The following is a 22,078-nucleotide window of genomic DNA, read 5'->3' as shown; positions in this document are numbered from 1 at the left end:
ATGACATCGCGTCACTCCTCCGCGTGGTTCGCGGTAGGGTGCCCGGCGTGCGCCGGTTGATCACTTCCCGCCCCGTACGACTGGCTCTGGCCGTCGCGCTGGTCGCCGGTGTCGCCGCCGGGCTGGTCGTGGTCGCCCGCCGGCGCCGTGCCGCAGTGCCGGTACCGGCCGCTCCGCGCCCTGCCCCGCCGCGGGACGCGGGAGACCCGGCCGGGCGCGGCCCCGAACCGGTGCTCGGATGGCCCACGAGCGAGGACCTCGAGAGGTACGACCGGCCGGAGGCCGGCGCGCCGATCGCCCGTCTCCTCGACGGGCTCCCCCGGATCGAGCGGCCGCGCGGGAGGAAGGCGCGCCGCTGGACGGCCGTACTCGTCGCGCTCGGCCTGCTGGCCCTCGGCGCGCAGATGCTGGACAACGCCGTGTTCGGCCCGGAGCCCGGGCCGTCGTCCGGCTGGACGGCATACGCGGGAGGCGACGTCGAGCCCTGTCTCGCGGCCGATTGTCAGGTGGCGGGGGGCTCAGCGCCTTCCGACCAGTCCTGTCCGGCGCCCGGTTGCGCCGCCGTGCCGGACTCCGCGCCGTCCGCCGGGCCCGCGGGCGAGGAGGCCACGCCACAGGGGCCGGCGCCGTCCCCCGCTCCCACGTGCGCGGTCCGGAAGAAGGCCGCGGCTCCTGTCGTACGGCCGGTCTCCCGGCGCGTGACGGCCGCGGTGAACCGGCAGTGGCGGCGGATAGAGAGATGGTTGAAGGCGCGCGCGCCAAGGACGTACGCCTCGCTGAACGGCCCGGCCGGTCGCCGGCTGGTGGCGACGGCCGAGGCGCGGCTGGGGACGCGCGTCCCCGACTCGCTGAGGGCCTCGCTGCTGCGCCACAACGGCGCCCGCGGCCTGGCGGCGTTCCGGTTCTCGTCGAATTACACGATCATGGGTGCGCGTGGGCTGGTCTCCTCCTGGCCCGACGCCTGCGAGATGGGTGGAGGAGGCATCCCCTTCGCCTACGACTCCGACTTGGGCGGCTACCTCGTGACGAACTCCGCCACCGGCGGCGTGGGCTCGGCGGACTGGGAGCTGCCGTACTTCGAGGACGGGTGGTCGTCGTACTACGCGCTGCTCAAGGCCACGGCGGACGCCCTCGCCGAGGGCGGCCCGGTGGGCGGGTCGGTCCCCGTGGTACGCAAGGGCGTCCTGGAGTGGAAGTGAGGCGGCCGAGGTTAGGCGGCCGGGGTTAAGCGGCCGTGCGGGTCACTTCTTGGCGCCGGCCGTGTTCTTGAGGGCGACCGGGAGGCCGCCGGGCAGGACGGCCGGCTTGGGGAAGCGCAGGCGGCGCATCTGGGACGAGCGCATCGCCGCGTAGAAGCCCACGCCCTTGAGGTCCTCGCCCGGGAACTTCGCCGCCGCCTCCTTCTTCACCTTCGTGGCCACGTAGAACGAGCTGGCCAGCACGAGCACCATCACGACCGGCAGCGACAGCGTGTAGACCAGCATGACCGCCGAGCGGACCGGGATCGGGAACGGCACCATCGACAGCAGCATGATGACGAACACGACGGGCAGGAAGTACTGCCCCGGCAGCCGCCGCGCGTCCACCCAGTCGCGGGCGAACTTGCGCACCGGGCCGCGGTCGCGTGCCGGCAGCGCCCGTTCGTCGCCGCGTAGCAGGGCTTCGCGCTGCTTGCCGCGTAGCGCCTTGTCGCGCTCGCGCGCCAGGCGGTAGGCCTCCTTGCGGTTGGCCGGAGCGGTCACCGGGGAGCGGCGGCGGCCCTGCGCCTCGCTCCGCTTCGGGGTGGGACGGCCCTTCCCCGGGGTGCCGTGGGGCTTAGGATCCTCTACAGGGACGGGGGAGTCCTCCGCTGAGGTCTGGCTGCGACGTCGGAACACGTCGCCCAGCCTACCGGGAGTGCAACTTAGTGACGCCCTCGCGCGTTATGCGTAGGGTGAACCCAGGCGGCTACGCCGCCTGACAAGGGGCTTGAGACGGCTGGGGTCACCCACGCACAACCTTGGAGAAGGGGACGGCCGACGCGCATGAGCGTGATGAAGAGACTTTCCATGATCTTCAAGTCCAAGGCCAACAAGGCCCTGGACAAGATGGAGGATCCGCGGGAGACGCTGGACTATTCCTATCAGCGCCAGCTTGAACTGCTGCAGAAGGTCCGCCGGGGCGTGGCCGACGTGGCCACCAGCCGCAAGCGGGTGGAGCTGCAGATCAACCAGCTCGAAGGGCAGGCCACGAAGCTGGAGAACCAGAGCAGGCAGGCCCTGTCGGCCGGGCGTGAGGAGCTGGCCCGCGAGGCGCTCGTCCGCCGCAACGGTCTCAACGCCCAGATCGCCGACCTGCGCATCCAGTACAGCAACCTCCAGGGCGAGGAGGAGAAGCTCACCCTCGCCAGCCAGCGGCTCCAGGCCAAGGTCGACTCCTTCCGCACGAAGAAGGAGACCCTCAAGGCCACCTACACGGCGGCCGAGGCCCAGACGCGGATCAACGAGGCGTTCTCCGGCATCTCCGAGGAGATGGGCGACGTCGGCCTGGCGATCCAGCGGGCCGAGGACAAGACCGCGCAGATGCAGGCGCGCGCGGGCGCCATCGACGAGCTGCTGGCCAGCGGCGCGCTGGACGACTTCACCGGGCAGCGCGACGACATCCAGGCGGAGCTCGACCGCATGGGCGCCGGCTCGGACATCGAGCTGGAGCTCGCCAAGATGAAGGCCGAGCTCGGCCAGGGCCCGGCGCCCAGGAGCGCGATCGAGCCCGGCCAGCAGGGCCAGGCCGCCCCGTCCAGCCCGCAGCACACCCAGCAGCTGCGCCAGCCAGGGGAGGGACTGTGATCGTCAGAATCATGGGCGAGGGACAGGTCGAGATCGGCGCCGCCGACATCGACGTCCTCAACGAGCTCGACAGCGAGCTGGAAGCCGCGATCGAGTCGGACGACGAGACCGAGTTCCGCACCAAGCTGCACGCGCTCCTCGACAAGGTGCGTCACGTCGGCAAGGCCCTGCCGGACGACTCGCTGGAGCCGTCCGAGCTGATCCTGCCGCCGGCCGACGCCTCGATCGAGGAAGTGCGGGAGATGCTCGGGGACACCGGGCTCATCCCTGGCTGATGGCCTCCACGCGGTTCGCCCCTGATCGCGGCCTCACCGTCCGGATGACCGTGACGATGTTCCTGCTCGGGCTGCTCTACGTCGCGTTCGTGGCCGTCCTGGTCGCGGCGGGCGTACGTGCGGTCACCGTGCTCGTGATCGCCGGGGGTCTCCTGCTGGCGCAGTACTTCCTGTCCGACAAGATCGCGCTGTTCGCGATGCACGGGCGGGAGGTCTCCCCGCAGGAGGCCCCCGAGCTGCACGGGATCATCGACCGGCTGAGCGCGATGGCGGGGATGCCGAAGCCGCGGGTGGCGATCGCCGACTCGGACATCCCGAACGCGTTCGCCACCGGACGCAACCAGAAGAACTCGGTGGTCTGCGTGACCACGGGCATCCTGCGCAGGCTCGACGCGCGGGAGCTCGAAGGGGTGCTGGCCCACGAGATGTCCCACGTGGCCCACCGGGACGTGGCGGTGATGACGATCGCCTCGTTCCTGGGGGTCGTGGCCGGCCTGATGACGCGCTTCGCGCTCTACACCGGTCTGGGCGGCCGGAGGAACGACAACGGGCCCCCGATCGGCCTGATCATCTTCGCGGTCTCCGGCCTGGTCTACGCCGTCAGCTTCCTGCTGACGCGGGCGCTGTCGCGCTACCGCGAACTGGCCGCCGACCGTGCGGGCGCGCTGCTGACGCAGCAGCCGAGCGCCCTGGCCAGTGCACTGGTCAAGATCAACGGCGACATCGGCAGGATCCCGACCAGGGATTTGCGCGAGGCGCAGCCGTTCAACGCCTTCTTCTTCGTGCCCGCCCTGTCGGGCCAGAGCGTCGCCTCGCTGCTGTCGACCCACCCGTCGCTGGAGCGCCGGCTGGACCAGCTCGCCAGGATCTCCGCGGCGCTGGGCCGCTGATGAGGAGGCGCTGATGGGCTGGTTCGACGCCCTGCTCGGCCGCTCCAAGCCCGCCAGACCCGACCTGGACGCGCTGTTCGCCCTGCCGTCGGCCGCCGTCACGCTGCAGGCCGCCACCGGATTCGCCCCGGCGGGCACCGGCTCGGTGTGCTTCCGCGCCGCGGAGGGCGGCGCCTTCGCGCGGCTCGAACAGGACATCGAGGCCCTGATGGGCAGGGTCGAGGTCTCCCGGGACTCCTACGGCTACACCTGGCTGCAGGTGCGCAACCCCGACGTGGCCGGGCTCGTGACCGACCTGCACGCCGCCAACTCGTCCCTGGAGTCGGCCGGGTTCGGCCCGTCGCTGCTGTGCTCGCTCGTCACCTTCGCAGACCCCTCGCACAGGAAGCTGGCGATCGTGTATCTCTACAAGCGCGGCACGTTCTACCCCTTCGCCCCCATCGGCGAACCACGCCGTGACAACGCGCTGGAACTGCAGGTGCGCGGCGTCCTGGATCGCGAGCTCACGATCGAGCCCGAGCTCGCGAGCTGGTTTCCCGTCTGGGGCGCCCCCGGCCTCTGACCCTTCGGGAGTCCTCATGACCGAGTGGACCCACCTGCGGCACACCGAGGCCGCGGCCGCGGAGATCGGCCGGATGGCCGAGGCCGTACGGGGACGGGACGGCGCCACGCCCGTGCCGACCTGCCCGGGATGGGACCTCAGGGAGCTGGTCGAGCACACCGGCGCCGTGCACCGGTGGGCCGCCGCGATGGTGCGGGACGCCGCCGGCCGCCGATACGACCGCGCCGCGATGGACCACGGCTTCCCCGAGGACTTCGCCGGCCACGCGGACTGGCTGGAGGCGGGAGCCGTACAGCTCGCCGAGGCGCTGAAGGGCCGCGACCCGGACACCGAGGTGTGGGGCTGGGCGGGAGACGGGTCCCGGCGGGCTCGGTTCTGGTCCCGCCGCCAGCTCCACGAGACCGTCGTCCACCGAGCGGACGCCGAGATCGCCCTCGGGATCGCCCCGGAGGTGGACGAGGACGTCGCGCTCGACGGCGTGGAAGAGTTCTTCGACCTGCTGCCGTACGCCCGGTGGCGGCCCCTGCTCGCCGAGCTGCGGGGCGACGGGGAGACGATCTCCTGGCGGGCGGAGACGGGCGGGGCGTGGCTCGTGCGGCTCACGCCCGAGGGGTTCACCTACGAGAGGTCCGACGCCCCGGCCGACGTCGTCGTACACGCGCCGACGACCGGGGACCTGATGCTGACGCTGTGGAACCGGCGCGAGCCCGACGCGGTCCACGGCGACGACGAGCTGCTGCGATTCTGGCGCGAGCGCGCCAAGATCTGAAGCCGGGACCTGAGGACAGGGTCTGAAGACGCGGGCGCCCCCGGGAGATCCGGGGGCGCCCGCGTCGCAGGGCCACGACTACGGAAGGGCCAGCATGCGGTCGAGGGCGACCTTGGCCCAGTGGGTGGTGTCCGCGTCGACGGTGATCTGGTTGACGACCTCGCCGTCGGCCAGCGACTCCAGCGCCCAGACCAGGTGCGGCAGGTCGATGCGGTTCATGGTGGAGCAGTAGCACACGGTCCTGTCGAGGAACGTGATGGTCTTGTCGGAGAACCGGTCGGCCAGGCGGCGCACCAGGTTCAGCTCCGTTCCGACGGCCCAGGAGGACCCGGCCGGGGCCTCCTCCAGCTTGCGGATGATGTACTCGGTCGAGCCGACGAAGTCGGCCTTGGTCACGACCTCGTGGCGGCACTCGGGGTGGACGAGCACGTTCACCCCGGGGATGCGGGCCCGCACCTCGTCCACGCACGCGGCGGAGAAGCGCCCGTGGACCGAGCAGTGGCCCTTCCACAGGATCATCTTCGCGTTCTCCAGCTGCTCCCGGGTGAGGCCGCCGTTCGGGCGGTGCGGGTTGTAGACCACGCAGTCGTCCAGCGACAGCCCCATCTCCAGCACGGCCGTGTTGCGGCCCAGGTGCTGGTCGGGCAGGAACAGCACCTTCTCGCCCTGCTCGAAGGCCCAGTCGAGGGCGCGCTTCGCGTTCGAGGAGGTGCACACGGCGCCGCCGTGCCGTCCGCAGAACGCCTTGATGTCCGCGCTGGAGTTCATGTACGTGATCGGCACCACCCGGTCGGCGATGCCGGCGTCCTCCAGGGCGTCCCAGCAGTCCTCGACCTGGGTGAAGGTCGCCATGTCGGCCATCGAGCAGCCGGCGGCCAGGTCGGGGAGCACGACCTTCTGCGTGTCACCGGTCAGGATGTCGGCCGACTCGGCCATGAAGTGGACACCGCAGAACACGATGTACTCCGCCTCGGGCCGGGCGGCGGCCTCGCGGGCGAGCTTGAACGAGTCGCCGGTCACGTCGGCGAACTGGATGACCTCGTCACGCTGGTAGTGGTGACCGAGCACGAACAACCGGTCGCCAAGCCGCTCCTTGGCCACGCGGGCGCGCTCCACGAGGGTCGGATCGGACGCGGGAGGCAGCTCGCCCGGGCAGTCGACGCCGCGTTCGCTGTGCGGGTCGGTGCCCTGGCCGAGGATGAAGAGCGGAAGGCCGGTCTCGGTGATCGTCACGACCACACCCCCTCGGGGACTTATCGTCTAACTGACGACTAATCATTACACATCACCTCGCCTGGTTCGTCGCACGGTTGCCCGTGATGCACGTGGAATGTGTAGGGCTTCACGGGTGTTGGTAGCGTCTAGGTAGGACGTCGGAACCAATCGACCGCCCCGAAGGGCGGTTGGCGCAGACGCGGGAGTCAGCACATGACGGTTGAGAGCAGCGAGACCACGCAGCAGGGCCTGATCCTGACTGACGCGGCCGCCGCCAAGGTCAAGAGCCTGCTCGAGCAGCAGGGCGAGGAAGGTCTGCAGCTTCGGGTGGCCGTCCAGCCGGGTGGCTGTTCCGGCCTGCGTTACCAGCTCTTCTTCGACGACCGCTCGATGGACGGCGACGTGGTCTCCACCTTCGGCGGCGTGAACGTCGTCACCGACCGGATGAGCGCGCCGTACCTCGTCGGGGCCACGGTCGACTTCGTGGACACCATCGAGAAGCAGGGCTTCACCATCGACAACCCCAACGCGACGGGGTCGTGCGCGTGCGGCGACTCGTTCAACTGACGAGCGCGTCGTTCGACTGACGCCAGCGCGCGCCCGGCGGCGCCGGGCTCGTGCGGCGATGGAGCGTGGGTCGAGCGCCCCGTACGGATCGTTCCGTGCGGGGCGTCGTCATGTCACGAGACGGTACGCTCAGTAGGTTCGGCGGGATCAACGTCCCCGCCCCGTCTCTCTGATGCTGACAACGAGGAGAATGACCCCGTGCGCATCGCCGTCACCGGCTCCATCGCCACCGACCACCTGATGACGTTCCCCGGCCGCTTCGGCGACCAGCTCATCGCCGAGCAGCTCGACCGGGTGTCGTTGTCGTTCCTCGTCGACGATCTGCAGATCCGCCGTGGCGGATGCGCGGCCAACATCGCGTTCGGCATGGGCTGCCTGGGGCTCACCCCGGTCCTCGTCGGCGCCGTCGGCACCGACTTCGCCGACTACCGCTCCTGGCTGGAGCGCCACGGCGTCGACTGCGCCTCGGTGCACATCTCCGAGCTGCACCACACGGCGCGCTTCCTGTGCACCACGGACGAGGACCACAACCAGATCGCGTCGTTCTACACCGGTGCGATGGCCGAGGCGAGGGAGATCGAGCTGGGCCCGATCGCCGAGCGTCTCGGCGGGCTCGACCTCGTGCTGATCAGCCCCAACGACCCGGCGGCGATGCTGCGGCACACCGACGAGGCGCGCCGTCGGGGCATCCCGTTCGCCGCCGACCCGTCGCAGCAGCTCGCCCGCATGCCGGGGGAGGAGATCCGCCAGCTCGTGGAGGGCGCGGCGTACCTGTTCAGCAACGACTACGAGCTCGGGCTGATCGAGCAGAAGACCGGCTGGTCCGGCGAGGAGATCCTCGACCGGGTCGGCGTCCGGGTGACCACCCTCGGGCCCAAGGGCGCCAGGATCGACCGGAAGGGCGAGCCGTCGCTGCACATCTCGCCGGCTCCTGAGCTGGGCAAGGCCGACCCGACCGGCGTCGGCGACGCCTTCCGCGCCGGGTTCCTCGCGGGCCTCGCCTGGGGACTGCCGCTGGAGCGCTGCGGCCAGATCGGCAACCTCACCGCCACCCACGTGCTCGAGCAGATCGGCTGCCAGGAGTACGAGCTGGGCCAGCGCGTCTTCCTGGAGCGCTTCGCCGCGGCGTACGGCTCCGAGGCGGCCGACGAGGTGGGCGCGCACGCCCGCTGCCACTACGCCTGAAAACAGGCTCTCAGTAGTTGCGGCGCACGTGGATGGACCAGCCGCCCTGCGGCAGCTCGTAGCTCCCCACGTGCTCATGTGACTTCAACCGGCACCAGGCCGGGACGTCGGTGAACGCGGCGGGGTCGTCGGCCAGCACGGCGACGACGCCGCCCGTCGCCACCTGGTTGATCCGCTCGGCCAGCATGATGATCGGAATCGGGCACTTGCGGCCCAGCGCGTCGATCGTCAGCGCGGGCGGCTCCGCCGGCTGGACCGGCTCGGCGGGCTCGGGCTGCGTCACCTCTTGGGCCGCCTCGGGAGCCCGCCGGGCGCCGCCCGTCCGTCTGCGCCACATCAGTGCACCCCCAAGCTCGACCGGATCCGCCGCACGATGTCCGGGAGCACCGCGAGGAAACGATCGATGTCGTCCTCGGACGCGCCACGGGGCAGCGATACCCGCACGTTCCCATGCGTAAGCACGCCCATTGCCTCCAGAACATGCGATGGACGAAGCGTACTCGCCGTGCAGGAGCTGCCGGACGAGACGGCGAAACCGGCCTTGTCGAGCTCGGTCAGCAGCGCCTCGCCCTCGACGTACAGGCAGGAGAACGTCACCAGGTGCGGCAGCCGCAGGACCGGGTCGCCGACGACCTCCACGTCGGGCACCAGGCGGGGCACCTCGGCGCGGATCCGGTCGACCAGGGCGGACAGCCGCCGCCCCTCGGCCTCCGCCTCCTCGGCCCGGGCGCGCAGCGCCGCGGCGGCGGCCACGATCGCGGGCACGTTCTCGAACCCCGGCACGCGCCGCCGCTCCCGCTCGTCCTCGGGCAGCGGCGAGCGCCAGCGCACGCCCTTGCGCACCGCCAGCACGCCCACCCCGGCCGGACCGCCCCACTTGTGCGCGCTCGCGGTGAGGACCGACCAGCCCTCGGGGACCGGCAGGCGGCCCGCCGACTGTGCGGCGTCGACCAGCAGCGGCACGCCCGCCTCCCGGCAGGCCCGCGCCGCCTCCTCCACCGGCTGAAGGGTCCCCACCTCGTGGTTGGCCGTCTGCAGGCACGCCAGGGCCGTGCCGGGCCGCGCGACGGCCTCGGCGAACGCGCCCGCGTCCACCCGGCCCGTACGGCTCACGCCCACGATCTCCACCTCGCCGCCGGCGCGCTCGTGGGCCTCGCCCGCGTGCAGGACGCTCGAGTGCTCGACGGCGCCCGCCACCAGGCGGGTGCCGGCCCGGCGGCGGCCGGCCAGCGTGCCGAGCACTCCCAGGTGGACGGCCTGCGTCCCCGACGAGGTGAACGACACCTCGTCGGGCCGGGCGCCGATCAGTTCGGCTACCTCTGCCCTCGCGCGCTCCAGTAACATCTGGGCGCGTCGCGCCGTGCCGTACAGGCGGGCGGGATCGGCCCAGCCGGCGTCGATCGCCGCCAGCAAGGCGTCACGGGCCGCGGGATGGAGAGGTTCGGTCGAAGCCGCGTCCAGGTAGGCCACAGTTAGGACATTAACGGGGGCTGCTCAGAGGGGCGGCGCCGGTCCGCGCTAATGTGTCCCCCAGCGTGAACTCAACCAAGTAAAGGGCAGACCGGCCACAAGGCTGGTGCCGGTCTGACCCAAGGGTCAATTGGAAAAACCGCCCAGGAGAGGAACTCTTGGGCTTCATCTGTGGGGTAGGCGATCCGTGAGTCCGACCCGCCGTACGACACGGCGACCGTGGGCACGCCGCCGGTTGCCCGGAGCCGCCGCCCTGGCGCTGCTGGTGGCGTCCGGGACGGCGTGTAGCAACCAGGCGATCGATCAGTGGTCCCGTGGGGGCATGCCGGAAGGTGTCACCAAGCAGGCCGGCATCGTCCAGACGCTCTGGAACGGGAGCTGGATCGCGGCTCTCGCCACCGGTGTGGTCGTTTGGGGACTGATCCTGTGGGCGTGCATCTTCCACCGTAAGAAGAAGAACAGCCCCGATCAGCTGCCTCCGCAGGTGCGCTACAACCTGCCGATCGAGATCCTCTACACGGTGGTCCCGGTCATCATGGTCGCGGTCTTCTTCTACTTCACGGCCCGTGACGAGACCGAGATCACGCGGATCACCGAGGCCGCCCCGGTCAAGGTCGCCGTCGAGGGCTACCAGTGGAGCTGGCGCTTCACGACCGAGTACCAGGGCCAGAAGGCCGTGGTCGCGGGCGTGCCGGTGGACCTCAGCAAGCAGAGCGCGGAGAACCCGCAGGGTCCGCAGCTCGTGCTGCCGGTCAACACCCAGGTGCAGTTCGACCTGCACTCGCCCGACGTCATCCACTCGTTCTGGGTGCCGGCGTTCCTGTTCAAGCAGGACGTCTTCCCGGGCAACGTGCACAACCGCTTCCAGATCACGACGCTCAACAAGACGGGCGTCTTCGTCGGCCGATGCGCCGAGCTCTGCGGCACCGACCACAGCAAGATGCTGTTCTCCGTGAAGCTCGTGCCGCAGGCCGAATTCGACCAGTACATCAAGAGCCAGGCGGGGAGTGCGCAGTGACCGCCATCCAGGAACCGGCCGGCATCGTCGCCCGGCCGTACACCAAGGGCACGGTCATCGCCAAGTGGCTGTCCTCGACCGACCACAAGGTGATCGGGCACCTCTACCTGATCACGTCGTTCGTGTTCTTCCTCATCGGCGGCCTCATGGCGCTGGTGATGCGGGCCGAGCTCGCGCAGCCGGGGCTGCAGGTCGTGTCGAACGAGCAGTTCAACCAGCTGTTCACGATGCACGGCACGATCATGCTGCTCATGTTCGCGACGCCGCTGTTCGCCGGCTTCGCCAACGAGCTGATGCCGCTGCAGATCGGCGCCCCTGACGTGGCCTTCCCCCGGCTGAACATGGTGAGCTACTGGCTCTACCTGTTCGGCAGCACGATCGCCGTGCTGGGCTTCTTCACCCCGAACGGGTCCGCGTCGTTCGGCTGGACCGCGTACGCGCCGCTGTCGAACGCGGTGACCTCGCCCGGCCTCGGCAGCGACTTCTGGGTCCTGGGCCTGGCGATGTCCGGTCTCGGCACCATCCTCGGCGCGGTGAACTTCATCACCACGATCCTCACCATGCGCGCCCCCGGCATGACGATGTTCCGGATGCCGATCTTCACCTGGAACATCCTGCTGACCAGCATCCTGGTGCTGCTGGCCTTCCCGGTGCTGGCCGCCGCGCTGCTCGCCCTGGAGGCCGACCGCAAGCTGGGCGCGCACATCTTCGACTCGCCCACGGGCGGGGCGATGCTGTGGCAGCACCTGTTCTGGTTCTTCGGGCACCCCGAGGTCTACATCATCGCGCTGCCGTTCTTCGGCATCATCACCGAGATCCTTCCGGTCTTCAGCCGTAAGCCGATCTTCGGGTACATCGGCCTGGTCGGCGCGACCATCGCCATCGCGGGCCTGTCGGTCACCGTGTGGGCGCACCACATGTTCGTCACCGGACAGGTGCTGCTGCCGTTCTTCTCGTTCATGACGTTCCTCATCGCCGTACCGACCGGTGTGAAGTTCTTCAACTGGATCGGCACAATGTGGCGGGGACACCTGTCGTTCGAGGCGCCGATGCTGTTCGCGGTCGGCTTCCTGGTGACCTTCCTGTTCGGTGGTCTGACCGGTGTCATCCTGGCGTCGCCCCCGCTGGACTTCCACATCAGCGACACCTACTTCGTCGTGGCCCACTTCCACTACGTGGTCTTCGGCACCGTGGTGTTCGCGATGTTCGCCGGGTTCTACTTCTGGTGGCCCAAGTTCACCGGCAAGATGCTGAACGACAAGATCGGCAAGCTCCACTTCTGGCTGCTGTTCTTCGGCTTCCACCTGACCTTCCTGGTGCAGCACTGGCTGGGCGTCATCGGCTTCCCCCGCCGCTACGCCGACTACTCGGCGGCCGACGGCTTCACCGACCTGAACATGGTCTCCTCGGCCGGCGCGCTCCTGCTGGGCCTGTCCACCCTGCCGTTCTTCTACAACGTCTGGGTGACGTGGCGTAAGGCTCCCAAGGTCACCGTGGACGACCCATGGGGCTTCGGCGGCTCGCTCGAGTGGGCGACCTCCTGCCCGCCGCCGCGGCACAACTTCCTGTCGCTGCCGCGGATCCGGTCCGAGCGCCCGGCGTTCGACCTCAAGTACCCGCACATCACCGCCAAGCCGGAGCTGGTGGAGGAGTCCCGATGAAGATCCAGGGATGGATGTTCCTGCTCTGCGGCATCTTCTTCGCCGCCGCGGACGTGGTCTACTGGTTCTGGTCCAAGGAGCCGACCGGCACCACCGCCATGGCGATCTCCGTCGGCCTGGCCCTCATGATCGGCTACTACCTGCTGTTCACCGCGCGCCGCATCGGCGACCAGCCGGAGGACAACAAGGAAGCCGAGATCAGCGACGGCGCGGGCGAGATCGGCTTCTACAGCCCGCACAGCTGGTGGCCGCTGTTCGTGTGCCTGTCGGCCGCGCTCACGTTCTTCGGCTTCGCGGTCGGCTGGTGGCTGTTCTTCATCGGCCTGTTCTGCACGGTCATGAGCATGATCGGGTTCGTGTTCCAGTACTACCGGGGCAACTTCTCGCACTGAGTGCGTGAACCCCGCTGGGCGGCCGGTCGGCGATCTCGCCGACCGGCCGTTCGCGTTCTTTGCCGGCACGCGGTCCCCGGACTGCCCGTACGGTACGTCACCAGGGAATAACCCCCGGAAAGCGACGCTAGGGGGACGGACGTGCGTGCTGGTGCGGGGGCGCTGGCCCTTCTCGTGATGGTTGCCGGGTGTTCCACGTCGGGCGGGCGGGACGAGGATCGAGGCTCCGGGACGGCGATCAGCATCAGCCCGCTCGACGGCGCCGCCGACCTGCCGCCCGAGCTTCCGATCCTGATCGGCGCGGCGGGCGGCAAGCTCACCCACGTGGCCGTACAGGCCGCGGGACGCCCCGTCGCGGGCGTCTTCAGCCCCGACCGCACCCAGTGGCGCAGCGAGCGTCCCATGGCCCCGGGGACGGCCTACAGCGTCGAGGCGACGGCCGCGGGCGCCGGCGGCTCGGCCACCAGGACCGTCCGCTTCGCCACGAAACAGGCCGCCAAGACCTTCGGCATCTCCACCCTGCTGCCCAACAAGCAGGACACCGGCCTGACGGTCGGCGTCGGCATGCCGATCATCATCACCTTCGACAAGCCGGTCACCGACCGCGTGTCCGTCGAGCGCAACCTGATCGTGCAGGCGTCCAAGCCCATCGACGGCGCCTGGCACTGGCTCGACGACAAGAACGTGGTCTTCCGCCCCGAGAAGTACTGGCCGACGTACACGAAGGTCCGTGTCACCGCGCGCCTGGCCGGCATCAGGGGCGGCGAGGGCATGTACGGCAAGCAGGACTACGTCAGGGACTTCGAGGTCGGCCGTTCGCAGATCAGCGTCGCCAACACTCAGACCCACTACATGAAGATCGAGCGGGACGGCAAGCAGATCAAGAACATGCCGATCAGCGCGGGCATGGGCGACGTGCTCCGCCACCACACCACCAGCGGGATCCACGTGGCGATGTCCAGGGAGGACGTCACGGTCATGACCTCGCCGGACGCCTCGCCGGGGCAGGCCGGCTACTACGAGACGACGGTGTACAACAGCGTCCGCATCTCCAACACCGGCGAATACGTCCACGGCGCTCCGTGGTCCGTCGGCGACCAGGGCAACTCCAACGTCAGCCACGGCTGCGTGAACGTCAGCCCGGAGAACGCCAAGTGGTTCAAGAACAACACCCTGATCGGCGACCCGATCATCGTGACCGGGACGCCGCGCAGGCTGGAGGCGACCAACGGCTGGAGCTACTGGCAGGACTCCTGGCCGGCCTGGCTCAAGCGGAGCCGCCTGCGCGCCGCTCCCGCCGAGGCCCTCTGAGCGGCTTTCCGCCACCGCGTGGGGCGCGTGTCTCGTAGCGGCGGAAGGCCGCCCAGCACACCGCCAGGGCCGCCGCGAACGCCGGCAGCCACGCCAGACGGGCGGCCACCCAGCCGAAATCGCCGGGGACGGTGTGCAGGCCGGGCAGCGCCCCGCCCGCGAGCCGCAGGGCCGCCGCCGTGACCGCGATCATCGCCGTCTGGTGCCACAGGAAGATCGTCATCGCGGAGAGGTTGGCCGCCGCCACGAGCGCCCAGGCGGCGGGACGGCGAAGCACCCGCCGCAGCGGCCCGGACAGCACCAGGGCCGCCCCGCACTGGGCCAGCCCGAACGCGACGGCCGCCAGCGTGGGCGGGGACTGGTTGGAGACCGGCGCGCCCGGCACCCCGACCATGGACGCCGGATAGCCGGCCCACAGGACGAGACCGGCGGTGGCGGCGGCCCCGCCGAGCAGCAGCGCCCATCCGGTCACCCGGCCGTCCAGCCGCCCGCGCGCCCAGAGGGCGCCCAGGCAGTACGGCACCAGCCAGCCGGTCCCCACGTTGATCCAGCCGACCCAGGACGGCCCGCCCAGGCCGAACCTGACGAGGTCGGCCACCGCGACGGCGGCGAGCGGCCACACCGGGTGCAGCCGGGCGGCGAGCGGGGTCGCCGCCGTCAGCGCCGCGAAGACCAGCAGGAACCACATCGGCGACCACACCAGCTTGACCAGCGCGTACACGGTTCCGGGGTCGGCTCCCCAGGCGAGCATCGCGACCGCCGCCGCGCTCCACACCCCCAGCACGGGCACGACGGGGCGGAACAGGCGGGCCATCCGGGCGGCGGCCCACCGCCCGTGACCCACGCCCCGGCCCCGCGCGCGGCCGTGGCTCTCGACGGCCACCCGCCCGCCCACGAAGAAGAACACGGCCATGGTCTGGAACAGCCAGGAGACGGGCGCGAGCTGCGGCATGTACTTCAACGGGCTGGTCACGCGGAGGACGCCGCTGTCGGCGACCGGGGCGGTCACCAGCCAGTGGCCGAGCACCACACCGGCGATGGCGAGGGCACGCAGCGCGTCGACGGCGCGGTCGCGTGGTGTTTCCAAGGCGCGGTCGCGCGGGGCCGGTGTCGCCTTCTCGGCACGCCGGACGAGGTCACGAAACATGGCTCACCTCGGCGGGAGCATGCCCCGACACGATCCGGGCGATGTTCGCCAGCGCGGGCGATCCGTCTTTCAGATAGTCGCTGTGACCGCCGTCGCCCGCGGCGAAGATCCGGGCGCCGAACCGGGGATCCATGGGATCCCCCCCGAGCCCGATGGTGGCGAAGGGCAGGCGCACCGCCGCGTGCGGCAGATCGGCGACCCAGTCCCCGGTGCCGCGGGCGGCCCACACGGCCGCCCGGGTGCCCATCGCCGCCACGTCGTCCACGCCCGCGCCTGGGCTGCCGTACAGGACGATGTCCGCGACGTTCAGCCCGGGCGCGGCCCGGCCGCACAGCACGCCGCCGTACGAGTGACACAGCAGGCTGATGCGGGCGGCGGGCTTGAGCCGGGCCAGGTCGCGGACGAAGGCGCGCAGAGCGGGGACGGCCTCGTCCGCGCGGCCGGGAGTCAGCGCCTGGAGGCTCACGGTGCTCGGGGTCCGGTATCCGAGCCAGGCGACGACGGCCCCCCGGCCGCCGGTCGCCCGCTGCAGCCGCATCGAGCCGGCCCGCAGGAGCCCGTACGTGTCGAGGCTGGTGCCGGAGCCGGGGACGACCACCGCGATCAGGTCGGCGGTGGCCAGGTCGCCGAACACCTCGGCGGCCCGGCCGCCGTCGCGGCCGTCGAAGGACAGGAAGTGCCGGGCGGGATCGGCCATCGCCCGCAGCATCGCGGCCCGCCAAGGGTGACCGGCGGCCGTGGCGGTCCGCATCGCCGCCTCGATCGCGCCGCGGGTCGCGGCGTACCGCTCGGCCAGGCTCGCGGCGGTCACGGCGCGCAGCGGGGGCAGGGGCCGCGGGGCGGGCGCGGGGACCGCCTCGGGACGTGCCGCGCCGGTCACCGGGACGGCGAGTGCGGCGGCGACGAGTGCGGCGAGCAGCCTCCGGCGCAGGCGGCCACCGGCCGGGCCGGGCCGAGGGGGTGCGAGCGGGCCGCGGCGTGCGCCCGTGCCGCCGCGGGGGAGGGGGAGCGGCTCCGGTGGGCGGTCGTGGGCGCCCGTCGGCTGTGCGGTGTCGATCACCCGGTTCACGGTGCCGTCCGGCGCGTCCCCACCGCATCGGACCGTCAGCGACATTCGCCGCTACACCGGTTAGACCGCGGATGTAGACCCCTGGGCGGATGCCTGCAAAAGGGACGCCCGGATACGCTCTGATGATGCAGGTCGCACCCCCGAGTTCCCTTCTGAAGCGGCTGCCGCCCGGTGCCTGGGTGGTCCTCGCATGGTGTGGCGGCATGGCGTTCACGTTCCTGATGCGGCTGCGACTACCGGGCGAGTGGTACCCCGCCGAGCGCCCGGCGGCGCAGTTCTTCCGGTGGGATGGTCAGGTCGACATGGCGATGGCCACCGCATTCGCGCTGGCCGGGGGCGCCCTGCTGCGTCGCCGCCCGCTGCCGGCTCTGGTCCTGCTGCTCGCCGCGTCGGTTCTCGGGACGTTGCCCTTGGGCGTGGCGGAGATCCCGCTGCCTCAGTTCCTCGCGGCCGGGGTCGCGGTGTTCTTCATCGCCGCCGGGCGGCCGCGCGCGACCGGCGTCGTCGCCGTTCTCATGGCCCTCGCCGTGCTGGGCGGCTATCTGGCGGTGCGGCTGGTGTGCGGGTGGCCGATCACGGCGTCGTCCGAGACGGCCGTGGCCCTGACGACCGTGATCGCCTGGCTGCTCGGCAACTCGCTGCGTGAGTCCCGTGAGCATGCCGAGGAGTTGCGCGCCCGGGCGGCGACCCAGGCGGTGACCGACGAGCGGCTCAGAATCGCCCGTGAGCTGCACGACATGGTCGCCCACAGCATCGGCGTCATCGCGCTCCAGGCCGGCGCGGCGCGGCGGGTCATCGACACCCAGCCGGAGCGGGCACGTGACGCGCTCGGGGAGATCGAGACGGCCGGCCGGCAGACGCTGTCCGGGCTGCGCCGGATGCTCGGCGGGCTGCGCAGCCCCGAGCAGGGGCGTCCGGCGCCGCCCGTGCCGCTGGAGCAGGCGCATAGGGAACCGGGGCATCGGGAATCGGGGCTTGGGGAACCGGGGCTCGGCCTCGCCGACGTCGACCGGCTGGCCGCCACGATCACGCAGGCGGGCGTACCCGTCGACGTACGCCGGTCGGGGGAGCCTCGTGCACTGCCGCCGGAGATCGACGTGTCGGCCTACCGCATCGTCCAGGAGGCCGTCACCAACGTGGTGCGTCACGCCGGCACGACGTCGTGCCGGGTGTCGATCGACTACCGGGACGACGAGGTGCGCATCGAAATTCTCGACGACGGGCGCGGCGGTGACACCGAAGGAGGTTACGGTCTGATCGGGATGCGCGAGCGGGTCTCCGTCCTGCACGGGACCTTCGCCGCCGGGCCGCGCCCCGAGGGGGGCTTCCGGGTCGAGGCCCGGCTGCCCGTGCCCGCGGGAGTGCGATGACCGTCCGCGTGCTGCTCGCCGACGACCAGCCTCTGGTCCGCGCCGCCCTGCAGATGGTCATCGCCGACGCGCCCGACCTCGACCTGGCCGGGGAGGCGGGCAGCGGCGCGGAGGCGGTGCGGATGGCGGAGGACGCCGAGCCCGACGTCGTGGTGATGGACATCCGCATGCCCGGCATGGACGGCATCGAGGCCACCCGGCTGATCACCGCGGGCTGCGGCGCCCAGGTCCTCGTCCTGACGACCTTCGACGACGACGAGTACGTCTACGGCGCGCTGCGCGCCGGGGCGTCCGGGTTCCTCGTCAAGGACATGGCCTTGGACGACATCCTCGCGGCTATCCGGGTGGTCGCCGCCGGTGAGGCCCTGATCGACCCGCGCGTGACCCGCCGGCTGATCGAGGAGTTCGCGGGCCGTCCCGCGCCCGGCCCGCGGCCTCGGCCGGCCATAGGGCTCACCGAGCGGGAGGCCGAGGTGCTGACCCTCGTCGGGCGCGGCCTGTCCAACGCGGAGATCGCCGCCGAGCTGTTCATCAGCGCCGCCACCGTCAAGACGTACGTGACGCGGCTGCTCGCCAAGCTCGGGGCCCGCGACCGCGTTCGGCTGGTCATCATCGCCTACGAGACGGGCCTCGTGTCACCGACCGGCTGAGCGGGAAAGCGCCCCGATGAGCGACGCGGGAAACACCGAGCGAGCCGGAGGGCCGCGCCCATGCACGCCTCCGGCATGACCGGCGGACGTGAGCGCCCCGATGAGCGACGCGGGAAACACAGCGGCCCGGCGGGGGAGTGGTTCCCCCCGCCGGGCCGCGTAGTGCCGGTCGGTCAGATGCCCGTCAGTGGAGCTCCTTGCGGTCGCCGGCGCCGACGCCCGCGTGCTCCTCTGCGTGCTCTTCCTCGTGGTGGCCGTCGGTCAGCGGGACCCGGTCGGTCCCGTACGCCTGGCTCATCTTGGCGCGGAGCCGGCCGATCGCGCTGCGGGCGCCCTTGGGCGGGATGCCCTCGCCGTCCTCGGCGCTCTCGAGAACCGGGATCTCCTTCTTGCCGCGGATGTGCTCGGCGATGTCCTCCGCCGGCGGCGTGTGGACCTCGATGTACTGGCCGTTCGGCAGCCGCTTGATGACGCCGGACTCCACGCCGTGGGACAGCACCTCGGCGTCCTTGCGCTGGAGGCCGATGCACATCCGGTAGGTGACCCAGTAGGCGATGGCCGGGCCGACGAAGATGGCGATCCGCCCGAACCAGGTCGTCGTGTACAGGTCGAGGTGGAAGTTCGCCGAGAGTTCGTCGTTGGCACCCAGCAGCCACAGGATGCCGTAGAACGTCATGCCCGAGATGCCGATAGCGGTGCGGTGCGGGTTGTTGCGCGGCCGGTCGGCGACGTGGTGCTCGCGGCGGTCGCCCGTGATCCACTGCTCCAGGAACGGATACAGCGCCAGGCCCGTCATGACGAGGCCCAGCGGCACCAGCGCCGGGATCAGCACGCTCAGCGTCACCGTGTGGCCGAGGAAATTGATCTCCCACGACGGCATGAGGCGGAGCGCGCCCTCCAGGAAGCCCATGTACCAGTCGGGCTGGGAGCCCGCCGAGATGTCCGCCGGTGTGTACGGCCCGAACAACCAGATCGGGTTGATCTGGGCGAACGTGCCGAGCAGCGCGATGACGCCGAACGTGAACAGGAAGAACGCGCCCGACTTGATCATGAAGGCCGGGTAGAACGGCGCGCCCACCACGTTCTTGTCGGTCCTGTTCTTGCCGGGCATCTGCGTGTGCTTCTGCACCCACATGAGGATCATGTGCGCCGAGACGAGCGCGAGCAGGATGCCCGGGATCAGCAGGATGTGGATCGAGTAGAACCGCGAGATGACGTCGTGGCCCGGGTACTCGCCGCCGAACAGGAAGAACGAGACGTAGGTGCCCACGATCGGGATCGACTGGGCGACGCCCTGGGTGATCCGCAGGCCCGCACCGGAGAGCAGGTCGTCGGGGAGGGAGTAGCCGGTGAGGCCCTCGAGAAGCGCCAGCGAGAGCAGGAGGATGCCGATGATCCAGTTGAGCTCGCGCGGCTTGCGGTACGCCCCGGTGAAGAAGATCCGGAGCATGTGCACCGTCATGCCGCCCACGAACAGCAGCGCCGACCAGTGGTGGATCTGCCGCATCAGCAGACCGCCACGGACGTCGAAGCTGATGTGCAGCGCCGAGGCGTAGGCCTCCGACATCCTCACGCCGTACAGCGGGGCGTAGTTACCCGTGTACGTGACCTCGCCCATACCCGGCTTGAACCAGAACGTCAGGAACGTACCGGTCAGCAGCAGGATGATGAACGAGTAGAGCGCGATCTCCCCCAGGAGGAACGACCAGTGGTCGGGGAAGATCTTCCTCAGGTTGCGCTTGAGGAAGTTCCCCGCGCCGATGCGGTCGTCGAGGAATGTCGACGGGCCTGCGATGGCCTTCGGGGGAGCATTCATGATGCGTTCTCCCTAGCTTCGGCTTCGGCGTCGCCACGCTCCCAGAAGCTGGGACCGACGGGGACCTTGAAGTCCGACTTCGCGACGAGGTAGCCCTCCCCGTCGATTCCGATGGGGAGCTGCGGCAGCGGCCGGGCGGCGGGGCCGAAGACGACCCTCGCTCCGTCCGCCGCGTCGAAGGTCGACTGGTGGCACGGGCAGAGGATGTGGTGCGTCGTCTGCTCGTAGAGAGCCGCCGGGCAGCCCACGTGGGTGCAGATCTTGGAGTAGGCGACGATGCCGTCGTGCGTCCAGTTGAGGTTCGTACCGGACTTGAGCTCTTCCGGACGGAACTTCAGCAGGATCAGCGTCGCCTTGGCCAGCGCGTTCAGGTCCTCCTCGTAGCCCTCGGGGACCACGGAGAGGATGCCGCCGGGAGAGTTGAAGTCGGCCGCGCGGATCGGCTGGCCGGAGCCCTCGACCACGAGGCGGCGCGGCTTGCCGTCCTTGGTGGGCTCGCCCCAGACGGTGTGCCGGAGCGAGGTCCCGGGCAGCGGGCCGAGGTCCTTCAGCAGCACCAGCGGGGCCAGGCCCAGCGGAGCGGCGGCCAGCAGCAGCGTGCGGCGCAGCAGCCTGTGCTTGACGAACCCGCTCTCGTCGGCGCCCTGGAGGAAGGTCTCCTTGACGTATTCCCGCGTGTCGTCGTCGGAGCGCATCTCGTGGCGCTCCTGGACGAGGTTGTACTTCGGCATGATCTGCCGCACCCAGACCGTGAGGCCCGCGGCCAGCGCGAGCAGGGCCAGGGCCAGGGTGCCGCCGAGCGCGAGGTTCGACGTGGCCGTCTTGCTGATCGAACCGACCTGGAAGATCACGTACGAGGCGATGAAGCCCGCCCCGGCCAGGAAGGTGATCAGGAACAGCAGCGCGACGAGGCGCTCGGCCTTGCGGGCCTTGACGGGGTCCTGCGGGATCACGCCGGGAACGCCCTCGGGCGCGTGGATCGGGTCGCTGTCGACGATCGGCGCGTCTGCGGGCGGCGTGCCGAGGACACGCGTCCGCACGCGCCCGCTCTCGGGGTACTCGTTCTGCTCTGTCATGCCGCCCGTCGCTTCTTCGCTGTGATCCAGATGGAGGCCAGGATCAGGAGGCTGAGACCCACGACCCACGCTACAAGGCCCTCGGTGACGGGACCGATTCGGCCCAGACCCGAACCGCCCGGGTCGACCTGCGACCGCACGTGGGTGATGTACGCGATCATGTCGCGCTTCTGCTCCGGCGTGATCGTCGAGTCGTTGAACACCGGCATCGCCTGCGGGCCGGTGGCCATCGCCTCGTAGATCTGCGTCGGCGTCGCCGGGTTCAGCGGCGGCGCGTACTTGCCGTAGGTCAGCGCGCCGCCGGCGCCCACGAAGTTGTGGCACTGGATGCAGTTGGCGCGGAAGAGCTCGCCACCCTTGGCCGGGTCACCCTTGGCCGGGTCGACCTGCTCGGCGCTGGGCACCGTCGGGCCGCCGCCCAGCGACTGGACGTACGCCGCGAGCTGGTCGACGGCCTGGTCGGTCGCCCACTCCGCGCGCGGCTTGCGCGGGGCCTGGGGACCCGCGTCGGCGGCGGGCATGCGGCCGCTGCTCACCTGGAAGTTCACGGCGGCGGCTCCGACGCCGATGAGCGTCGGAGCCTTCTTGGTGCCCTCGGCGTTCATGCCGTGGCAGCTCGCGCAGTGCGCCACGAAGAGGCTCTTGCCCTGCGCCACGTCGTCGGCCTTGCCGGACGCGATCGCGGCGTCCGCGGTGCTGCCGTTCGGCGCCGCGAGCGCGTAGCCGCCGCCGAGCAGGCCCAGCGCGAGCGCCAGGACGGCGACTCGCGCGAGGGGATGGCGCCGTCGGGCGGTGATGGAGTTCACCGAA

The 22,078-nt window shown here is 70.9% G+C and carries 23 protein-coding genes; 14 read left to right on the top strand and 9 right to left on the bottom strand.

Annotated elements, in window-relative coordinates:
- Positions 1-47 precede the first annotated feature (47 nt).
- A complete protein-coding gene (locus QSK36_RS14580) occupies positions 48-1,199 on the top strand; it encodes a hypothetical protein (RefSeq protein ID WP_285782763.1) in 1,152 nt (383 codons plus the stop codon).
- A 42-nt stretch (positions 1,200-1,241) separates the two neighbouring features.
- Here the strand turns inward: QSK36_RS14580 and QSK36_RS14575 are convergent, their stop codons facing one another.
- Positions 1,242-1,877 carry a DUF3043 domain-containing protein gene (locus QSK36_RS14575; protein WP_139578188.1) on the bottom strand — a complete coding sequence of 212 codons (636 nt, stop codon included), beginning with the start codon at positions 1,875-1,877 and terminating at the stop codon, positions 1,242-1,244.
- A gap of 147 nt (positions 1,878-2,024) precedes the next feature.
- Here QSK36_RS14575 and QSK36_RS14570 point away from each other — a divergent pair, with 147 nt between their 5' ends.
- From QSK36_RS14570 to QSK36_RS14550, 5 genes are read left to right on the top strand one after another with little or no spacing between them, the layout of a single operon-like run.
- On the top strand, positions 2,025-2,825 hold the full coding sequence (locus QSK36_RS14570; protein ID WP_183539415.1) for a PspA/IM30 family protein: 801 nt from the start codon (positions 2,025-2,027) through the stop codon (positions 2,823-2,825).
- A complete protein-coding gene (pspAA, locus tag QSK36_RS14565; protein ID WP_030508884.1) occupies positions 2,822-3,100 on the top strand; it encodes a PspA-associated protein PspAA in 279 nt (92 codons plus the stop codon). Before QSK36_RS14570 ends, pspAA begins: the two co-directional genes overlap by 4 nt.
- Positions 3,100-3,990, top strand: a complete 891-nt coding sequence (htpX, locus tag QSK36_RS14560; RefSeq protein ID WP_183539417.1) for a zinc metalloprotease HtpX — start codon at positions 3,100-3,102, stop codon at positions 3,988-3,990. The genes pspAA and htpX overlap by 1 nt, the downstream gene beginning before the upstream one ends.
- 13 nt (positions 3,991-4,003) lie before the next feature.
- Positions 4,004-4,552: a PspA-associated protein PspAB gene (gene pspAB / locus QSK36_RS14555; RefSeq protein ID WP_285782762.1), complete on the top strand. Its 549-nt coding sequence runs from the start codon at positions 4,004-4,006 to the stop codon at positions 4,550-4,552.
- 16 nt (positions 4,553-4,568) lie between these two features.
- Positions 4,569-5,321 carry a maleylpyruvate isomerase family mycothiol-dependent enzyme gene (locus QSK36_RS14550; protein ID WP_285782761.1) on the top strand — a complete coding sequence of 251 codons (753 nt, stop codon included), beginning with the start codon at positions 4,569-4,571 and terminating at the stop codon, positions 5,319-5,321.
- A gap of 78 nt (positions 5,322-5,399) precedes the next feature.
- Here QSK36_RS14550 and nadA read toward each other — a convergent pair whose 3' ends face one another.
- Entirely contained in the window at positions 5,400-6,554 is a 1,155-nt protein-coding gene (gene nadA, locus QSK36_RS14545) for a quinolinate synthase NadA (protein ID WP_205826147.1), read from the bottom strand.
- A 195-nt stretch (positions 6,555-6,749) separates the two neighbouring features.
- Here nadA and erpA point away from each other — a divergent pair, with 195 nt between their 5' ends.
- The gene (gene erpA / locus QSK36_RS14540) at positions 6,750-7,103 is read left to right on the top strand and encodes an iron-sulfur cluster insertion protein ErpA (protein WP_036321717.1); all 354 of its coding nucleotides are present in this window, start codon (positions 6,750-6,752) and stop codon (positions 7,101-7,103) included.
- 198 nt (positions 7,104-7,301) lie between these two features.
- A complete protein-coding gene (locus QSK36_RS14535; RefSeq protein WP_183539423.1) occupies positions 7,302-8,288 on the top strand; it encodes a carbohydrate kinase family protein in 987 nt (328 codons plus the stop codon).
- Positions 8,289-8,298: 10 nt separating this feature from the next.
- Here QSK36_RS14535 and QSK36_RS14530 read toward each other — a convergent pair whose 3' ends face one another.
- Both QSK36_RS14530 and QSK36_RS14525 read right to left on the bottom strand, forming a co-directional pair.
- The gene (locus QSK36_RS14530; protein ID WP_183539425.1) at positions 8,299-8,625 is read right to left on the bottom strand and encodes a sulfurtransferase TusA family protein; all 327 of its coding nucleotides are present in this window, start codon (positions 8,623-8,625) and stop codon (positions 8,299-8,301) included.
- A complete protein-coding gene (locus QSK36_RS14525) occupies positions 8,625-9,758 on the bottom strand; it encodes a cysteine desulfurase family protein (RefSeq protein WP_183539427.1) in 1,134 nt (377 codons plus the stop codon). The genes QSK36_RS14530 and QSK36_RS14525 overlap by 1 nt, the downstream gene beginning before the upstream one ends.
- A 187-nt stretch (positions 9,759-9,945) precedes the next feature.
- Between QSK36_RS14525 and ctaC the strand changes: the two genes are divergently transcribed.
- The 4 genes from ctaC to QSK36_RS14505 all read left to right on the top strand — a co-directional run bounded on the left by ctaC (position 9,946) and on the right by QSK36_RS14505 (position 14,140).
- Positions 9,946-10,776: an aa3-type cytochrome oxidase subunit II gene (gene ctaC / locus QSK36_RS14520; protein WP_183539429.1), complete on the top strand. Its 831-nt coding sequence runs from the start codon at positions 9,946-9,948 to the stop codon at positions 10,774-10,776.
- Positions 10,773-12,437, top strand: a complete 1,665-nt coding sequence (gene ctaD / locus QSK36_RS14515; protein ID WP_285782760.1) for an aa3-type cytochrome oxidase subunit I — start codon at positions 10,773-10,775, stop codon at positions 12,435-12,437. The genes ctaC and ctaD overlap by 4 nt, the downstream gene beginning before the upstream one ends.
- Entirely contained in the window at positions 12,434-12,829 is a 396-nt protein-coding gene (locus QSK36_RS14510) for a cytochrome c oxidase subunit 4 (protein ID WP_139578199.1), read from the top strand. Before ctaD ends, QSK36_RS14510 begins: the two co-directional genes overlap by 4 nt.
- 141 nt (positions 12,830-12,970) lie before the next feature.
- Positions 12,971-14,140 carry a L,D-transpeptidase gene (locus QSK36_RS14505; RefSeq protein ID WP_285782759.1) on the top strand — a complete coding sequence of 390 codons (1,170 nt, stop codon included), beginning with the start codon at positions 12,971-12,973 and terminating at the stop codon, positions 14,138-14,140.
- Here QSK36_RS14505 and QSK36_RS14500 read toward each other — a convergent pair.
- Both QSK36_RS14500 and QSK36_RS14495 read right to left on the bottom strand, forming a co-directional pair.
- On the bottom strand, positions 14,097-15,287 hold the full coding sequence (locus QSK36_RS14500) for an acyltransferase family protein (RefSeq protein WP_285782758.1): 1,191 nt from the start codon (positions 15,285-15,287) through the stop codon (positions 14,097-14,099). The two genes, QSK36_RS14505 and QSK36_RS14500, sit on opposite strands and share 44 nt — an antisense overlap.
- A complete protein-coding gene (locus QSK36_RS14495; RefSeq protein WP_285782757.1) occupies positions 15,277-16,347 on the bottom strand; it encodes an alpha/beta hydrolase in 1,071 nt (356 codons plus the stop codon). The genes QSK36_RS14500 and QSK36_RS14495 overlap by 11 nt, the downstream gene beginning before the upstream one ends.
- Before the next feature lie 212 nt (positions 16,348-16,559).
- On the opposite strand from QSK36_RS14495, the gene QSK36_RS14490 reads away from it, so the two are divergent.
- Positions 16,560-17,726 (top strand): sensor histidine kinase, encoded by a 1,167-nt coding sequence (locus QSK36_RS14490; protein WP_285782756.1) that lies wholly within the window; start codon positions 16,560-16,562, stop codon positions 17,724-17,726.
- A complete protein-coding gene (locus tag QSK36_RS14485; RefSeq protein ID WP_285782755.1) occupies positions 17,723-18,376 on the top strand; it encodes a response regulator in 654 nt (217 codons plus the stop codon). Before QSK36_RS14490 ends, QSK36_RS14485 begins: the two co-directional genes overlap by 4 nt.
- 184 nt (positions 18,377-18,560) lie before the next feature.
- Here QSK36_RS14485 and qcrB read toward each other — a convergent pair whose 3' ends face one another.
- Genes qcrB through qcrC form a run of 3 tightly spaced genes read right to left on the bottom strand, consistent with a single transcriptional unit; the run spans position 18,561 to position 22,074 of the window.
- The gene (qcrB, locus tag QSK36_RS14480; RefSeq protein WP_183539439.1) at positions 18,561-20,192 is read right to left on the bottom strand and encodes a cytochrome bc1 complex cytochrome b subunit; all 1,632 of its coding nucleotides are present in this window, start codon (positions 20,190-20,192) and stop codon (positions 18,561-18,563) included.
- Entirely contained in the window at positions 20,189-21,268 is a 1,080-nt protein-coding gene (qcrA, locus tag QSK36_RS14475) for a cytochrome bc1 complex Rieske iron-sulfur subunit (protein WP_183539449.1), read from the bottom strand. The genes qcrB and qcrA overlap by 4 nt, the downstream gene beginning before the upstream one ends.
- Entirely contained in the window at positions 21,265-22,074 is an 810-nt protein-coding gene (gene qcrC, locus QSK36_RS14470) for a cytochrome bc1 complex diheme cytochrome c subunit (RefSeq protein WP_139578206.1), read from the bottom strand. Before qcrC ends, qcrA begins: the two co-directional genes overlap by 4 nt.
- Positions 22,075-22,078 lie beyond the last annotated feature (4 nt).

It is taken from the genome of Microbispora sp. NBRC 16548 (assembly GCF_030268985.1).
Taxonomy (GTDB): domain Bacteria; phylum Actinomycetota; class Actinomycetes; order Streptosporangiales; family Streptosporangiaceae; genus Microbispora; species Microbispora catharanthi.
This window is presented reverse-complemented; position numbering and strand designations above follow the sequence as displayed.

Bases quoted from the DNA above. Each gene is read 5' to 3' on its own strand.
- QSK36_RS14550 (WP_285782761.1), top strand. From the start codon at position 4,569: ATGACCGAGTGGACCCACCTGCGGCACACCGAGGCCGCGGCCGCGGAG.
- QSK36_RS14530 (WP_183539425.1), bottom strand. From the start codon at position 8,625: ATGTGGCGCAGACGGACGGGCGGCGCCCGGCGGGCTCCCGAGGCGGCC.
- QSK36_RS14510 (WP_139578199.1), top strand. From the start codon at position 12,434: ATGAAGATCCAGGGATGGATGTTCCTGCTCTGCGGCATCTTCTTCGCC.
- QSK36_RS14490 (WP_285782756.1), top strand. From the start codon at position 16,560: ATGGCGTTCACGTTCCTGATGCGGCTGCGACTACCGGGCGAGTGGTAC.
- erpA (WP_036321717.1), top strand. From the start codon at position 6,750: ATGACGGTTGAGAGCAGCGAGACCACGCAGCAGGGCCTGATCCTGACT.
- QSK36_RS14500 (WP_285782758.1), bottom strand. From the start codon at position 15,287: ATGTTTCGTGACCTCGTCCGGCGTGCCGAGAAGGCGACACCGGCCCCG.
- htpX (WP_183539417.1), top strand. From the start codon at position 3,100: ATGGCCTCCACGCGGTTCGCCCCTGATCGCGGCCTCACCGTCCGGATG.
- qcrB (WP_183539439.1), bottom strand. From the start codon at position 20,192: ATGAATGCTCCCCCGAAGGCCATCGCAGGCCCGTCGACATTCCTCGAC.
- qcrA (WP_183539449.1), bottom strand. From the start codon at position 21,268: ATGACAGAGCAGAACGAGTACCCCGAGAGCGGGCGCGTGCGGACGCGT.
- QSK36_RS14485 (WP_285782755.1), top strand. From the start codon at position 17,723: ATGACCGTCCGCGTGCTGCTCGCCGACGACCAGCCTCTGGTCCGCGCC.
- QSK36_RS14570 (WP_183539415.1), top strand. From the start codon at position 2,025: ATGAGCGTGATGAAGAGACTTTCCATGATCTTCAAGTCCAAGGCCAAC.
- pspAB (WP_285782762.1), top strand. From the start codon at position 4,004: ATGGGCTGGTTCGACGCCCTGCTCGGCCGCTCCAAGCCCGCCAGACCC.